Origin of the sequence: Brevibacillus sp. JNUCC-41 (assembly GCF_014844095.1) — a bacterium.
GTDB lineage: Bacteria > Bacillota > Bacilli > Bacillales > DSM-1321 > Peribacillus > Peribacillus aracenensis.
In genome coordinates this window covers 482,386-497,012 of the sequence record NZ_CP062163.1, presented here as the reverse complement: position 1 = coordinate 497,012, position 14,627 = coordinate 482,386, and the positions used below count along the sequence as shown (strand labels likewise).

Genomic DNA, 14,627 nt, shown 5'->3' with positions numbered 1-14,627 from the left:
AAAAATGAAAAGTTGGCACGGAACTTGCTTTATTAATAAGCGAGAAGTAAAAACATAAACTTTAGGGAGATGAGCCATAATGGTCCAACCATATAAACACGAACCATTTACTAATTTTAAAATCGAAGAAAACAAAAAAGCTTTTCAAGCGGCATTGAATGATGTAGCTAATGATTTAGGGAAGAAATATCCGCTGATCATTAATGGTGAAAAAGTGTTTACTGATGAAGTCATTACCTCTGTAAACCCAGCAAATAAAGAAGAAGTTATCGGAACCGTATCCAAAGCGAATAAGGATCTTGCTGAGCAAGCGATGCAAGCGGCAGATAAGACATTCCAAACTTGGAGAAAAACGAACGCGGAAGTGCGAGCGAATATTTTATTCAGGGCTGCAGCCACCGTTCGGAGAAGAAAACATTATTTCTCGGCACTATTGGTTAAAGAAGCAGGGAAGCCTTGGAATGAGGCGGATGCAGATACAGCGGAAGCGATCGACTTCATGGAATACTATGCACGTCAAATGCTGAAGCTTAAAGACGGCATGCCAGTGGAAAGCCGTCCGATTGAACATAATGCTTTCAATTATATTCCACTTGGTGTCGGAGTCATCATCTCACCTTGGAACTTCCCGTTTGCGATCATGGCAGGCATGACGACGGCTGCTCTTGTTTCAGGAAATACAGTCTTATTGAAACCGGCCAGTACAACACCGGTCATTGCAGCTAAATTCATCGAAGTGTTGGAAGAAGCGGGCTTGCCTGCCGGAGTCGTAAACTTCATTCCAGGAAGCGGTGCCGAAGTGGGCGATTATTTGGTAGATCATCCTCGTACACGTTTCATCAGCTTTACTGGATCTCGTGATGTTGGAATCCGCATTTATGAGCGTGCCGCAAAAGTTCAGGAAGGCCAAATTTGGTTAAAACGTGTCATCGCTGAAATGGGCGGTAAAGATACGATCGTTGTTGATAAAGAAGCAGATCTGGAATTGGCGGCACAATCAATCGTCGCTTCTGCATTCGGATTCTCCGGTCAAAAATGTTCTGCTTGTTCACGTGCCGTCATAGTGGAAGATGTATATGACCAAGTCTTGAATCGTGCCATTGAATTAACGAAAGAAAAAACAATCGGGGAACCAACGGATGTAAGCAACTTCATGGGTCCGGTCATCGATCAAGCCGCTTACGACAAAGTCATGAGCTACGTTGAAATCGGTAAAGAAGAAGGGAAAATTGTTGCAGGGGGAGAAGGAGACAATTCAAAAGGTTTCTTCATCCAGCCAACGATCATTGCCGATGTGGATGAGAACGCACGCGTCATGAAAGAAGAGATTTTCGGACCAGTGGTTGCATTCTGTAAGGCTAAAGATTTCAATCATGCAATCGAGATTGCCAATAACACGGATTATGGATTAACGGGTGCAGTCATCTCGAACAATATCGAACATATCGAACAAGCGCGTGAGGATTTCCATGTAGGTAACTTGTATTTCAATCGCGGCTGTACTGGTGCCATTGTAGGATACCAGCCATTTGGCGGATTCAATATGTCAGGTACAGATTCAAAAGCGGGCGGTCCTGATTATTTAGTTCTTCACCTTCAAGGAAAAACAACATCTGAAACGCTATAAATTTTAGGGGGAATCAACATGACAACAGTAACGGAAAAATTAATCGAGCAAACAGAACAATATGGTGCAAACAATTATAATCCACTTCCAATCGTCATCGCGAAGGCAGAAGGAGTTTGGGTGGAAGATCCTGAAGGCAACAAATATATGGATATGCTAAGTGCCTATTCAGCAGTGAACCAAGGCCACAGGCATCCGAAAATCATCGACGAATTAAAAAAACAAGCTGATCGCGTAACATTAACGTCCCGTGCATTCCATAGTGATAAATTGGGACCATGGTATGAAATGGTTTCCCGCATTACGCAAAAAGACATGGCACTGCCTATGAATACAGGTGCTGAAGCCGTTGAAACAGCAATCAAGGCTGTTAGACGCTGGGGTTATGATGTTAAGGGAATCGCAGAAAACCAAGCTGAAATCATTGCTTGTGTCGGTAACTTCCATGGCCGTACAATGGCAGCGGTGTCCTTATCATCCGATGAGGAATATAGAAGGGGCTTCGGACCGATGCTGCCAGGGATCAAGCTTATTCCTTACGGCGATCTTGAAGCATTGAAAGAAGCGATTACACCGCAAACGGCTGGATTCTTAATCGAACCGATTCAAGGTGAAGCGGGAATCATCATACCGCCACAAGGATTCTTAAAAGAAGCTTACGACTTATGTAAAGAAAATAATGTCCTATTTGTTTCTGATGAAATTCAGTCAGGACTTGGACGTTCAGGAAAAATGTTCGCCTCTGACTGGGATGGAGTAGTTCCGGACATGTACATTTTAGGTAAAGCGCTGGGCGGCGGGGTTTTCCCAATCTCTTGCGTAGCTGCAAACCGTGAAATCCTTGGCGTATTCAATCCTGGTTCACATGGTTCTACATTCGGCGGCAATCCATTGGCATGTGCGGTTTCCATCGCTTCATTGGAAGTTCTTGAAGAAGAGAAGCTTGCGGAACGTTCATTGGAGCTTGGACAATACTTTATGGATAGTTTAAAAGAAATCAAGAATCCAATGATTAAAGATATCCGCGGCAGAGGCTTATTCATCGGAGTCGAATTAACGGAAGCCGCAAGACCTTATTGTGAGCAGCTTAAAGAAGAAAAACTGCTATGTAAAGAAACACATGATACAGTTATCCGTTTTGCTCCGCCATTAGTGATTACAAAAGAAGACTTGGATTGGGCAATCGAACGCATTAAAAGAGTTTTATCCTAATATACCTATGAGGTGAATTCCATTGAGTACAACTGTCAAAGAAGAAAAAGAAACTGCCAGCTTGCTTGATTCAACACAGGTCGTAATCAAGGAGGCGCTTGATAAGCTTGGCTATTCTGAAGAAGTGTTCGAGCTTTTGAAGGAACCTCTCCGGATGCTGACCGTCCGGATTCCGATTAAGATGGATGACAATACGACGAAGATTTTCACTGGATACCGTGCCCAGCACAACGATGCTGTCGGTCCGACGAAAGGCGGAATCCGTTTTCATCCCGAAGTCGATGAGGAAGAAGTCAAGGCACTTTCAATGTGGATGAGTTTGAAATGCGGAATCGTTAATCTGCCATATGGCGGAGGAAAAGGTGGCATCATCTGTGATCCGCGCCAAATGTCCATCGGTGAATTGGAAAGGCTTAGCCGCGGATACGTTCGGGCGATCAGCCAAATAGTGGGGCCGACAAAAGATATTCCGGCCCCGGATGTTTATACGAATTCACAAATCATGGCATGGATGATGGACGAGTACAGTAGAATAAGAGAACACGATTCTCCTGGTTTCATTACAGGTAAGCCACTGGTACTGGGCGGTTCACACGGTAGGGAAAAGGCGACTGCACAAGGTGTCACAATCTGTATCGAGGAAGCGGCAAAGCGTAAGGGCATAGAACTGAAAGGTGCACGCATCATCGTCCAAGGATTTGGGAATGCAGGAAGCTTTTTGGCCAAATTCATGCATGATGCAGGTGCGAAAGTGATTGGCATATCGGACGCATATGGTGCCATTTATAACCAGGATGGTCTGGATATCGATTACTTACTTGATAAAAGGGATAGCTTTGGAACGGTAACGACACTATTCGATAATACAATCACCAATCAGGAACTTCTGGAACAAGATTGTGATATTTTAGTGCCTGCTGCCATTTCCAATCAAATCACCAAAGAAAATGCACATCTTATCAAAGCCCAAATTGTCGTGGAGGCAGCGAATGGACCTACCACTTTGGAGGCAACCAAGATCTTGACGGAACGCAATGTGCTTCTCGTACCTGATGTATTGGCAAGTTCAGGCGGTGTGACAGTTTCTTACTTTGAATGGGTTCAAAATAATCAAGGTTATTATTGGGAAGATGCTGAAGTCCAAACCAAATTAAAAGAGTTATTGGTCAATTCATTTAATCAAGTATATGAAATGTCCGGGACAAGAAAAGTGGATATGAGGCTGGCAGCGTATATGGTGGGTGTCAGAAAAATGGCAGAAGCCTCCATATTCCGTGGCTGGGTATAAGCTTTAGTCAAATAATGGAGAGTGGAGGAGTGATTCCGTGTTAAAACCGATTCATACCATCGAGTGTGCTCAGGATGGGACCGTCGAACAAGTTTACGTTCAAAAGAATTCCTATGTTTATGAATGGGAGAGGCTCTTTTTAGTGAAAACGGAGGATGGGAAATTGATTGATGTTTCAATAGGTGCCAGTGGTCACATTACTGAAATTAATGTTTCGGCAGGGGATCCTATTAATAGAAAGCTTCCTTTAGCTTTGCTCCAAGACGATTTTGTTATAACTGGCTCTGATTGATCATAGGAAAAGAGGGTGTTCCAAAGGCGGAAGCGATTTCTGCTTTGGGATGCTCTTTTTTGTTGTGATCATTTAAATGGTAATCATAAAGCCAGGAAAAAGTTTGAAAAGAAAAAACGCCCTGTTTCATGGTAAAATATCAGAATGATTGGACATTCGGCGTTAACGTTTTTATCCATGCTGTTCGAAAAATCTTAGGATAGAATTAAATGAGCGGCCCGGCCTATCTGGAGAAGGAAAAAAGAACTAGATTAACGAAAGGACGTTTTACCAATATAAATACAAGCACCTTCGCGAAACCATACCCTCTTAACAGGGTATGGTTTCGCGAAGGTATTTTAATTTAGAAGCGCATAATGCCTTATTCCCCTTCATAAACTGTTATGGAACAAACAAGCCAGTAGACCAAGGGTATGAAAGGAGTTGATCATGGCTGCCCGAAATCGGTTCAACCGTTTGACTCTATCTATGTGTGCTTTCTAGGAATTTAAGCCCACGACCAGAAATATTATGTTAAAATACAACAGGAGATTTAAACATCAAATAAATAGCGGTTTTTCCTAATCTATCCTTATTTACAATAAAATGGAACATTCGGAATTCCGCCATTTAAAAAAGGGGAGTTAAAACAGAGTATGAGAATCTCAGAATTAAAGAGGAAAGCCCTTCAATCGTTGGGAGGTAAATGGGGAGTAACTATTTCGCTTATGTTGCTCTTGTTCTTGATCAACCTCATTTTACCTTTAATTGTCGAAGTGATCGGAAGCGGTGGGTTTTCACAATGGTTCATGCAGGAAGAAACACCATTATGGACGGATATCTTCAGCATGGTCTTTTCCATTGCCCTAATCCCGCTTACCATTTCGACCACTTGGTTCTACCTGAATTTGGTTAGGGAAGGAAACCCTGATATTCCAGAAGTATTCGCCATCTATAAAGATGGAAAAACTTCTTTCAAGCTTATTGGGGCATCCATCTTACAAGCAATTTTCATTTTTTTATGGTCATTATTATTAATCATTCCAGGTATCATCAAAGCTATCGCCTATTCGCAGCAGTTTTTCTTATTGAAGGATCATCCTGAATACACGGTGCTTGAAGCCATTACAGAGAGCAGAAAAAGAATGAAGGGCTTGAAATGGAAGTATTTCCTTATGCACCTAAGCTTCATCGGGTGGGGCATCCTTTGCATGTTCACGGTGGGAATTGGTTTACTATGGTTGATTCCTTATGCAGGAACAACAATGGCTGCATTCTATAACGAATTAATCGTGCCTCAAGGAGATATTGACGACGATCAACAAATAGAGGGATAAAAGATCAACCGATAGCCAATGGCTATCGGTTTGAATTTGTAGTCAAAAGGGGCATTACCTAAAACTTCAAAACAATGTTGATTGGAACGTAAGGCGCCGAGAAGGCTCCCGGATCGCCCGCGGAAAGCGAGTGCCTGGAGTGGCTATCGCTGACAGCTTGGAACATCATACTCTTTATGGGCTTTAAGATCCTTACCGTTTTTTTAAAGGGCTGGATCAGGCCAAAAGAGGCTGGATGCTAAGCATCAATCCATTCATTTCCGGCAACCGATCACTCCCATTTTTAAAAACGGTGAGTGTGTACATAAGAATTACTTTTTGATTTGCAGACAATTATAGAAGGGTTTTAGTGAGTTAATAGGTAAACTATTTGAATCAAATGTATATTCCCCAAGAAGGTGAAAGGTTGTTAAATCCGTTTCACCTTACTTAATTTGAAGGTATTTTAATAACTTATATGCCAAAATAGCTAAGTATAACTTTATGCCATTATCATAATTGTTTAGGTCTAATCCAGTTTTTCTCTGTATCTGTTCTAACCTGTATTTCAGTGTATGGCGATGAATATATAGCTCGCTTGCTGTTTCTTTAATACTTTGATTGAAAAAAAGATAAGCTTCAAGTGTAGTAATGAGGTCTATACCTTTTGAATCAAGTAGATTTCCAATGTATTTTTGGTAAAACTCTTCTAAATCTACCCCTGATTCTTTCATTTCAATGAGTAATTGATATACGCCAAAATCGTTATAATGGACTATGGATTTTGGTTTAAATAGAATTTGGGAAAATCGTGCTGCTTGCTCAGATTCAGCAGCACTTTTGTGTAATTGATAAACGTCGGCAGTTGTTTTACCAATACCTATAGCTATTTGTTCATTTGATAATGTCGAATTCCAATTATTTAAGAGGTTCTCAGCTAACTCTAAAATATTTAATCCAGGTTTTACTTCCGCCAAAATAATGACACTATCGGATTTTGTCCTCATGAGGAAGGGGATTTTTGACTTTCCCATGGTGTATTGAATAATTTCGGTTAACTCATTGTATTTTTCCTTTATTTTCTCCTCTTTCAATAATGGAAAATAAATGTATATGATACTTTGTGGATTTGTAAGGTCTACTCCCAGTTTACGTCCTCTCTCGATCATATCTTTATTATTTGGGATTATAGGATTTAATACTTCTTCCAAGAAGTCACTAGTTAACCTCAATTGTGTTTCCTCTACTGCTTTCCTCCGCAAAAATTCAATCGCAAATACAGTAGTGGCATGCTCAATTGCAATTGAATCCAATTCATCCGATAACCTTTTTTCCTTTATAATGAGTAGACTTCCATAGGTATTTTTATTGGCTATAATAGGTTGACTATTAATTTTGTAGTTATCCATTTGTTTTTCATATAGATTTTTTAAATTGTTAATATCAATGAAGTCATGTTTTATGTAGGAACTTATTATTTCATCTTTTGCTATAAGGATTACACTTGCATCAATTATTTCATGAAGGGTTTTTGTAATGGGGTCAAATCCGTGTTGTTCTAATACAAGCCGTGTAAAATCCTGATGGATTCGTAGTGAATATTCAAATGTTTGGCTTTGTTTGTTAACAATTTGTACCAGTAGTTCTTTTGTAATCATAGAAAAGTTTATGTTTGCTGGAATTTCAATTAAAGGTAAGGCATATTCATCTGCGATGGTAATAAATGATTTTGGAATTTCCTTTAAATAAAATCCTGTATATATAGCTATTCCAGAAAGTTTTCCGATGGATAAAAGCTTTTCGAATTCCTTACGTTTCTTCGTATTTTCTCCTAATCCGAATCCTGTTGTGATCAAAAACTCTCCATCCTGTAAACGATAGATATCTTCAATTACCTCCACAATAGTTACCCATTTGATCCAATTTTGTAACCCCTTTTTGCCAGCCTTTAATTTTGTTTGTTTCATGATAGGCAGTTGCAAAGCTTCAGAAATCCGAATAGCCATAGATAGCCCCCTAGTGATTTAACTTCGTTTATCCTATCATCCATTATACGCGGTGTATAATGGAACATCTATTTTTTCATACGTTTGTCAAATTGTTATTTGTCAGAAATTTTAATAAAGTTTTAATATACTCTTATAATTCCGAGGGAGATGTAATGGATGAAGGAACGAGATTATTTAATTAAACCGGTATTAGGACAGCAATATCCAATAGCTGCATCTGCAAAAGGCATATATATATATGATCAGGGCGGTAAGAAATATATTGATGGGTCGTCTGGAGCTGTAACGGTAAGTATTGGACACGGTGTACAGGAGATTATTAAAGAAACCCTTGCACAGGCAGAAAAAATTTCATTTTCTTATAGATCACAATTTACCAATGAACCGGCTGAAAAACTAGCAGAAAAATTGAGTCAATTGGCTCCTGGAGATCTTAATTGGTCATTCTTTGTAAATAGTGGTTCAGAAGCGACCGAGACAGCGATGAAGATTGCTATACAATATTGGCAAGAAAAAGGGCAACCGCAAAAGGATCGCATTATATCTAGGTGGACTAGTTATCATGGCATTACAATGGGAGCATTATCCATGTCAGGACATATATTAAGAAGACAGAGGTTTGCAGCGATGTTAGCTGATTATCCTTCAGTATCTGCCCCTTACACTTATCGTCGACCTGATCATTTAACTGAAGAAGAATTTGGTCTTCTTTGTGCTCAAGAACTTGAAATGGAGATTAGTCGTATTGGGGAAGAACGTGTTGCTGCATTTATTGCCGAGCCAATTATAGGTGCATCTGGGGGGGCCATCACTCCACCAGCTAATTACTATCAAAAAATCCAGGAGATTTGTGAGCGTTGTAACGTCCTATTTATTGCAGATGAGGTAATGACCGGAATTGGCCGTACTGGGAAGATGTTTGCAATAGAACATTGGAATGTTACTCCAGACCTTATTACTCTAGGAAAGGGAATGAGTTCAGGGTATACCCCAATGGCAGCTACTCTAGTCAGTGATAAAGTCATGGAACCTATATTAAATGGATCTAAGTCCATTATAGGAGGCCATACTTATAGTGCCAATCCTCAATCTGCAGCAGTTGCACTAAAGGTTATTAAATACGTTGAGGAACATCAATTGGTAGAAAAGGCAGAAGAACAAGGGATATATCTTATGAGTAAATTGAAAGCGCTTTTAAAGTCTTGCGAAATGATTGGGGACGTAAGGGGAAAGGGCCTTTTAATTGGAATGGAGTTTGTAGCCGACCGTGAAAAGAAAAACCCGTATCCACCTGAATTAAATGTAACAAATAGGGTAATTAAACAAGCCTTTGAAAAAGGTTTACTTGTTTACCCAGCGTCAGGAGCCATTAATGGAATGGGGGATGCTATTATCATTTCGCCACCTTTGGTTATTACAAAAGATGAAATTGATAGTTTAGTAGATATTTTAGAAGAAGCAATTATTGAAGTGCAATGTGAACTCAACATGGAGGGCAAGATCAATGCTACTATCCAAGTCTAAACAAGGAAAGGTAAGTACTTTAGAGGCTGCCCTTCAAAGAATTTCCGACGGATGCTCCTTAATGTACGGAGGATTTGGTGGCATTGGTACTCCCCCTACCATTGTAGAAGGGATATTGAATAAAGGATGTAAACATTTAAGTTTAATAGGTAATGACGCAGGTTTCCCGGACGTTGGGGTTGGGAGGTTGATTAGTTCAGGAAGAGTGAAGAAACTAATTACTTCTCATATTGGCTCCAACCCAATAGCCGGTCAATTAATGAACAAGGGGGAAATGGACGTAACATTTTCTCCACAAGGAACGTTGATTGAACGTATTCGAGCCGGTGGTATGGGATTAGGCGGTATTTTATCCGATGTGGGATTAGCCACGGTTGTTGAGGAAGGGAAGACACATATTACTGTAAATGGACAGGAATATTTGATTGAAACAGCATTAACTGCTGATGTATCTATAATTCATGCTTCAAAGGCTGATTATCTTGGAAATCTCGTATTTGATAAAAGCGCACGTAATTTTAACCCTTTAGTTGCCATGGCGGGGGATTTTACGATAGTTGAAGCAGATGAGATTGTTCAAGTTGGTGAACTTGATCCAGAATCGATTATAACCCCTGGAATCTTTGTGGATATGGTAATTCCGAGTGAAGGAGTGAATTGGAAATGGGTTTGGGAGTAGAAGATCGCCATCGTATCGCTAAACGTGCTGCCAAAGAAATAGAAAATGGAATGATTGTTAATCTAGGAATAGGCATTCCTACATTAATTGCTGATTATATCCCATCGGATATTTCTGTCCAATTCCATGCCGAAAATGGAGTGTTGGGAACTGGTCCGACACCAAACAGGAGTGATATTAATCCTAATTTATGTAATGCCGGTGGTTATCCCTGTTCTGTGGTTCAAGGAGCCTCCTTTTTTGACAGTGCTACTGCATTTGGCATGATCCGGCGAGGCCGTTTAGATGTTACCATTTTAGGAGCCCTTGAAGTAAGCGAAGAAGGCGACCTGGCAAATTGGATAGTTCCTGGAAAACTTGTCCCTGGTATGGGTGGAGCGATGGAGTTGGCTCAAAAGTCTAAAAAGGTAATTGTATTGATGAACCATACAAACAAACAAGGTAAATCGAAAATACTGAAGGAATGTACACTACCACTTACCGCCAAAGGTTGTGTTAGTTTGATCATCACTGAAATGGCTGTGATCGAGGTAACGCCACAAGGATTAGAGTTAAAAGAAGTTATGGAGCCTTACACGGTGGAAGATGTAATTAAACATACAGATGCACAATTGAAAGTACTTAAAACTACAGGAAAAGTTGAGGAGTGAATGAAATGGAAGATGCCGTCATCGTATCAGGAGTTCGTACTGGAGTAGGTGCATTTGGAAAGTCCCTTAAAAGTGTTTCCGCCACTGAAATGGGAAGACAAATATTGGAGGGTTTAATGGGGAAGACCACTCTTACCAAAGCGGATGTAAATGAAGTAATATTTGGACATGGTTATGTACATGGGGGAGGATTGAATTCAGCTAGAATATCATCGCAATTAGCTGGATTCCCAACGAGTGTTCCAGGTCATGTAGTAATCAAGGCATGTGGTTCAAGTTTGAAAGCAATTACTAACGCGGCCTTAACGATTAAGGCCGGTCAAGAAGAGGTGGTAATTGCAGGTGGGGTAGAGAATATGAGTCAGGTCCCATATTTAGTTAAAAACAGATGGGGGACAAAGTTTGGGAATGTAGAAATGGAAGATGCCTTATTAACTGATGGTTTAATTTGTTCATTGGAAAATGAACATATGGGGATGACGGCAGAACGCTTAACGCAAATTTACGGTATCTCCCGAGAGGAACAAGATAAATTTGCCTTTGATAGCCATAAAAAGGCAGTTCAGGCTATTGAAAATCAGTATTTTAAAGATGAAATTCTCCCTATTCAGGTCACCGGTACGAAAGGAGCTTTCCCATTCAGGACAGATGAGTCTGTACGCTCGGATATTCAGCTAGAAAAATTAATCAATCTTCCACCTGTTTTTAAATCGGATGGGTCAATCACTGCTGGGAATGCGTGCCCTATGAACGATGGAGCAGCAGCAGTTTTAATGATGTCAAAAAAGAAAGCTATACAAAAAGGTATTAAACCTTTGTTAAAAGTGAAAGCATTTTCCAGTGCTGGTGTTGAACCAGGCATTATGGGGATTGGACCTGTTCCAGCAACAAAAAAAGCACTGGAATTGGCCGGGTTAACTTTAGATGATATTGGTTTGATTGAGCTTAATGAAGCCTTTGCTGCACAGGCATTAGCTGTTATTAAAGAACTAGGGTTAGACTATTCAAAAGTAAATGTTAATGGTGGAGCTATTGCGTTGGGGCATCCAGTTGGAGCAACTGGTGCTAAGCTAACTGTAAGTCTAATGAATGAAATGTTACGTACCAAAACAAAGTATGGAATGGTGACGCTATGTATGGCCGGAGGAATGGGGCTTACCGTCATATATGAAAACCTAACATAATAACCACATTAAAGCGAGGTGAACTGTATTGCAATTAATCAAAGAACAAATTCAAACATGGTTAAAAGAGCATTATGAAGAAGGTACAGAATTATTACAACGACTTGTACAATCTCCTAGTATTTCTAAAAATGAGGCAAAAGCGCAATCAATAATCACTGAAGTATTATCGAATATGGGGTTAAAGGTGGATGCCTGGGAGCCATGTGGAAAAGAATTAACCGAAAGTCCCTACTTTTGCTCGTCAAGGGCTGATTTTACAGGAAGTCCTAATGTTGTAGGTGTTCTACCCGGAACAGGCGGTGGCCGTTCCATAATCTTAAACGGACATATTGATGTTGTCCCTGAGGGTGATCATGAACAATGGACAGATGATCCATATAGTGGAGCGATTAAGGAAGGAAAAATGTACGGTCGTGGTGTTACGGATATGAAAGGTGGGCTAGTTTCATTTATTTTAGCCTTACAAGCCATTCTGCAACTCGATATTAAGCTTAGAGGCGACGTTATTTTTCAAAGTGTTATAGAAGAAGAGAGTGGTGGAACAGGGACTTTATCTACTATTCTAAAAGGCTATAAAGCTGATGCTGCACTAATCACTGAACCCACTAATATGAGAGTTTTCCCTAAACAGCAAGGATCCATGTGGTTTAGGATCTTTGTCAAAGGACGGTCAGCCCACGGGGGAACACGATATGAGGGAGTAAGCGCTTTTGATAAAGCAATGGTACTAGCGGAGCAAATCAGGGCTTTGGAGTTTAAACGGAATCAACGTATTAATGATCCATTATACGAGCAGACCCCTATCCCCATTCCTATTAATATCGGAGTTGTTTCAGGAGGAAACTGGCCATCTTCAGTACCTGATTTGCTGAAAATAGAGGGAAGAATGGGTATAGCACCTAACGAGAAGATAGAAGATGCACAACGTGAAATGAAGGAATGTCTACAACAACTATCAGTCCTGGACCCATGGTTTAAGGAAAATCCGCCTGTCTTAGAATGGTTTGGTGCTCGATGGCTACCAGGGGAAATCGATCTTGAACATGATTTGATGAATACGTTAGTTCATCAATATAGAGAAACTACTGGTGAAGAACCCGTGATAGAGGCTTCTCCTTGGGGAACTGACGGGGGATTACTTACAGAAGTAGGGAAAATTCCAACGGTAGTTTTTGGACCAGGGACAACGGAAATGGCACACTTCCCAGATGAGTATATTGAATTGGATAAAGTTTTTAAATCTGCAGAAATTATTGCATTAACTATAATTCAGTGGTGTAGTATCAAGGGAAATATCTGAATTAAAAGAAAATGAAAAAATTAGTTCAGCATAAAGCGGCTGATTTAATTTAGGAGGGTATTATGGCTGAATTAGATAATGAACAAGGTCTCAAAAGGGTAATGAAAAGTCGCCATTTATTCATGATTGCTTTAGGTGGTGTAATCGGTGCAGGGTTTTTCAACGCTTCAGGTTTTACGATTAGTCAGGCAGGTCCTATAGGCGCAGTTTTAGCCTATATGATGGGCGGACTTATTATGTATTTAGTTATGCTGTGCTTAGGGGAATTGACAGTGGAAATGCCAGTATCCGGATCTTTCCAAGCTTATGCGACTAAATACATACATCCATCGACAGGCTTTACAGTTGGGTGGATTTATTGGATTGGTTGGTCTTCTACCGTAGCCTATGAAATTATCATTATAGGTTCGCTGATGCAAAGGTGGTTCCCTGATATTTCTCCATGGATCTGGTCGTTAATTGCAGGAATTGTACTATTTTCTGTAAATGCCCTTTCTGCACGCAGTTTTGCTGAAACAGAATTCTGGTTTGCGAGTATCAAGGTAATCGCTATAATCTCTTTTATCTTTATTGGGTTAGCCGTCATTTTTGGTATTGTACCAATTGAGGGTGAACCAGCGGCTCCTTATTTTACACACTTAACAGAATTTGGCTTCTTTCCTAATGGAATATTTGCAGTAGTTATTGCTATGATGGCTGTTAATTATTCATTAGGCGGTACGGAACTTATAGGAATTGCTTCTGGTGAAAGTGAAAATCCCGAGAAGACGATCCCTAAGGCCATAAATCAAACTGCTTACCGAATAATATTATTCTTTGTTTTGTCAATGATTATCGTTGTTTCTATAGTTCCATGGCAACAAATCCAGCCAGATGCCAGCCCGTTTGTTACAGCACTAGATAACATCGGTATACCATATGCAGCCGATATTATGAATTTTGTCATTATTACCTCATTACTATCTGTTGCTAACTCTGGTCTTTATACTACAACTAGGATGTTATACTCTCTTTCTAGTTCTAAGATGGCACCAAGATCCTTTCAAAAGTTAACCAAAAAAGGTGTGCCTTTACTTGCTTTAACGGCTAGTATGGGAATCTCATGTGTGTCCATTCTTGTTTCAAAAGTAGCGGCTGAAACTATTTATACCTGGATCCTTTCTGTAGCAGGAATGGCATCCATGTTGGCTTGGATGAGTATTGCGGCATCTCAGTATTTTTTCCGCAGACGATATGTAGCTGAAGGAGGAAAAGTTAGTGATCTGAAATTTCGGACCCCACTTTACCCTTTAGTTCCTATCTTGGCATTTGTCTTTAATCTAGTTGTATTAATAAGTTTAGTATTTGACGAAGGAACTAAATTGACTATTTATATTGGTGTTCCAGTAGCCATTGCCTTTCATTTGATATATATTTTATTTATGCAAAAACGCGGAAAGAAAGATGTGGGTTCATCGGTTCAAGAGGATTATGAAAAGGTGCGTTTAATTAATAAAAGTTAAAAGTGAACGATAAATAACAGATAATATAGCTCAAGTTCAAACAAGTTTCTTCTATATATAAA

The 14,627-nt window shown here is 40.0% G+C and carries 12 protein-coding genes; 11 read left to right on the top strand and 1 reads right to left on the bottom strand.

The features are described from left to right. Nucleotides 1-79: 79 nt before the first annotated feature. The 5 genes from pruA to JNUCC41_RS02420 all read left to right on the top strand — a co-directional run bounded on the left by pruA (nucleotide 80) and on the right by JNUCC41_RS02420 (nucleotide 5,735). Nucleotides 80-1,627, top strand: coding sequence for an L-glutamate gamma-semialdehyde dehydrogenase (gene pruA, locus JNUCC41_RS02440; RefSeq protein ID WP_192206214.1), 1,548 nt, complete (start codon nucleotides 80-82; stop codon nucleotides 1,625-1,627). 18 nt (nucleotides 1,628-1,645) lie between these two features. Further along, a complete protein-coding gene (locus JNUCC41_RS02435) occupies nucleotides 1,646-2,839 on the top strand; it encodes an ornithine--oxo-acid transaminase (protein WP_192206213.1) in 1,194 nt (397 codons plus the stop codon). Between the two features lie 22 nt (nucleotides 2,840-2,861). Continuing rightward, entirely contained in the window at nucleotides 2,862-4,127 is a 1,266-nt protein-coding gene (locus JNUCC41_RS02430) for a Glu/Leu/Phe/Val family dehydrogenase (protein WP_228467495.1), read from the top strand. 37 nt (nucleotides 4,128-4,164) lie between these two features. Further along, nucleotides 4,165-4,419 carry a biotin/lipoyl attachment domain-containing protein gene (locus JNUCC41_RS02425; RefSeq protein ID WP_076364404.1) on the top strand — a complete coding sequence of 85 codons (255 nt, stop codon included), beginning with the start codon at nucleotides 4,165-4,167 and terminating at the stop codon, nucleotides 4,417-4,419. 635 nt (nucleotides 4,420-5,054) lie between these two features. Beyond that, complete coding sequence (locus JNUCC41_RS02420) at nucleotides 5,055-5,735, top strand: DUF975 family protein (protein ID WP_192206212.1); 681 nt, start codon at nucleotides 5,055-5,057, stop codon at nucleotides 5,733-5,735. Between the two features lie 425 nt (nucleotides 5,736-6,160). Here JNUCC41_RS02420 and JNUCC41_RS02415 read toward each other — a convergent pair whose 3' ends face one another. Further along, entirely contained in the window at nucleotides 6,161-7,720 is a 1,560-nt protein-coding gene (locus JNUCC41_RS02415; RefSeq protein WP_192206211.1) for a PucR family transcriptional regulator, read from the bottom strand. A gap of 159 nt (nucleotides 7,721-7,879) precedes the next feature. Here JNUCC41_RS02415 and JNUCC41_RS02410 point away from each other — a divergent pair, with 159 nt between their 5' ends. From JNUCC41_RS02410 to JNUCC41_RS02385, 6 genes are all read left to right on the top strand, one after another. Then, nucleotides 7,880-9,247 (top strand): aspartate aminotransferase family protein, encoded by a 1,368-nt coding sequence (locus JNUCC41_RS02410; protein WP_192206210.1) that lies wholly within the window; start codon nucleotides 7,880-7,882, stop codon nucleotides 9,245-9,247. Continuing rightward, the gene (locus JNUCC41_RS02405) at nucleotides 9,228-9,926 is read left to right on the top strand and encodes a CoA transferase subunit A (RefSeq protein ID WP_192206209.1); all 699 of its coding nucleotides are present in this window, start codon (nucleotides 9,228-9,230) and stop codon (nucleotides 9,924-9,926) included. Before JNUCC41_RS02410 ends, JNUCC41_RS02405 begins: the two co-directional genes overlap by 20 nt. Next, entirely contained in the window at nucleotides 9,911-10,576 is a 666-nt protein-coding gene (locus JNUCC41_RS02400; protein ID WP_192206208.1) for a 3-oxoacid CoA-transferase subunit B, read from the top strand. The genes JNUCC41_RS02405 and JNUCC41_RS02400 overlap by 16 nt, the downstream gene beginning before the upstream one ends. 5 nt (nucleotides 10,577-10,581) lie before the next feature. Next, nucleotides 10,582-11,760, top strand: coding sequence for a thiolase family protein (locus JNUCC41_RS02395; protein WP_192206207.1), 1,179 nt, complete (start codon nucleotides 10,582-10,584; stop codon nucleotides 11,758-11,760). Nucleotides 11,761-11,788: 28 nt separating this feature from the next. Beyond that, on the top strand, nucleotides 11,789-13,063 hold the full coding sequence (locus tag JNUCC41_RS02390; protein ID WP_192206206.1) for a peptidase: 1,275 nt from the start codon (nucleotides 11,789-11,791) through the stop codon (nucleotides 13,061-13,063). A gap of 62 nt (nucleotides 13,064-13,125) precedes the next feature. After that, nucleotides 13,126-14,565 carry an amino acid permease gene (locus JNUCC41_RS02385; RefSeq protein ID WP_192206205.1) on the top strand — a complete coding sequence of 480 codons (1,440 nt, stop codon included), beginning with the start codon at nucleotides 13,126-13,128 and terminating at the stop codon, nucleotides 14,563-14,565. Nucleotides 14,566-14,627: the final 62 nt, after the last annotated feature.

Bases quoted from the DNA above. Each gene is read 5' to 3' on its own strand.
- pruA (WP_192206214.1), top strand. From the start codon at position 80: ATGGTCCAACCATATAAACACGAACCATTTACTAATTTTAAAATCGAA.
- JNUCC41_RS02405 (WP_192206209.1), top strand. From the start codon at position 9,228: ATGCTACTATCCAAGTCTAAACAAGGAAAGGTAAGTACTTTAGAGGCT.
- JNUCC41_RS02395 (WP_192206207.1), top strand. From the start codon at position 10,582: ATGGAAGATGCCGTCATCGTATCAGGAGTTCGTACTGGAGTAGGTGCA.
- JNUCC41_RS02415 (WP_192206211.1), bottom strand. From the start codon at position 7,720: ATGGCTATTCGGATTTCTGAAGCTTTGCAACTGCCTATCATGAAACAA.
- JNUCC41_RS02410 (WP_192206210.1), top strand. From the start codon at position 7,880: ATGAAGGAACGAGATTATTTAATTAAACCGGTATTAGGACAGCAATAT.
- JNUCC41_RS02435 (WP_192206213.1), top strand. From the start codon at position 1,646: ATGACAACAGTAACGGAAAAATTAATCGAGCAAACAGAACAATATGGT.
- JNUCC41_RS02420 (WP_192206212.1), top strand. From the start codon at position 5,055: ATGAGAATCTCAGAATTAAAGAGGAAAGCCCTTCAATCGTTGGGAGGT.
- JNUCC41_RS02400 (WP_192206208.1), top strand. From the start codon at position 9,911: ATGGGTTTGGGAGTAGAAGATCGCCATCGTATCGCTAAACGTGCTGCC.
- JNUCC41_RS02385 (WP_192206205.1), top strand. From the start codon at position 13,126: ATGGCTGAATTAGATAATGAACAAGGTCTCAAAAGGGTAATGAAAAGT.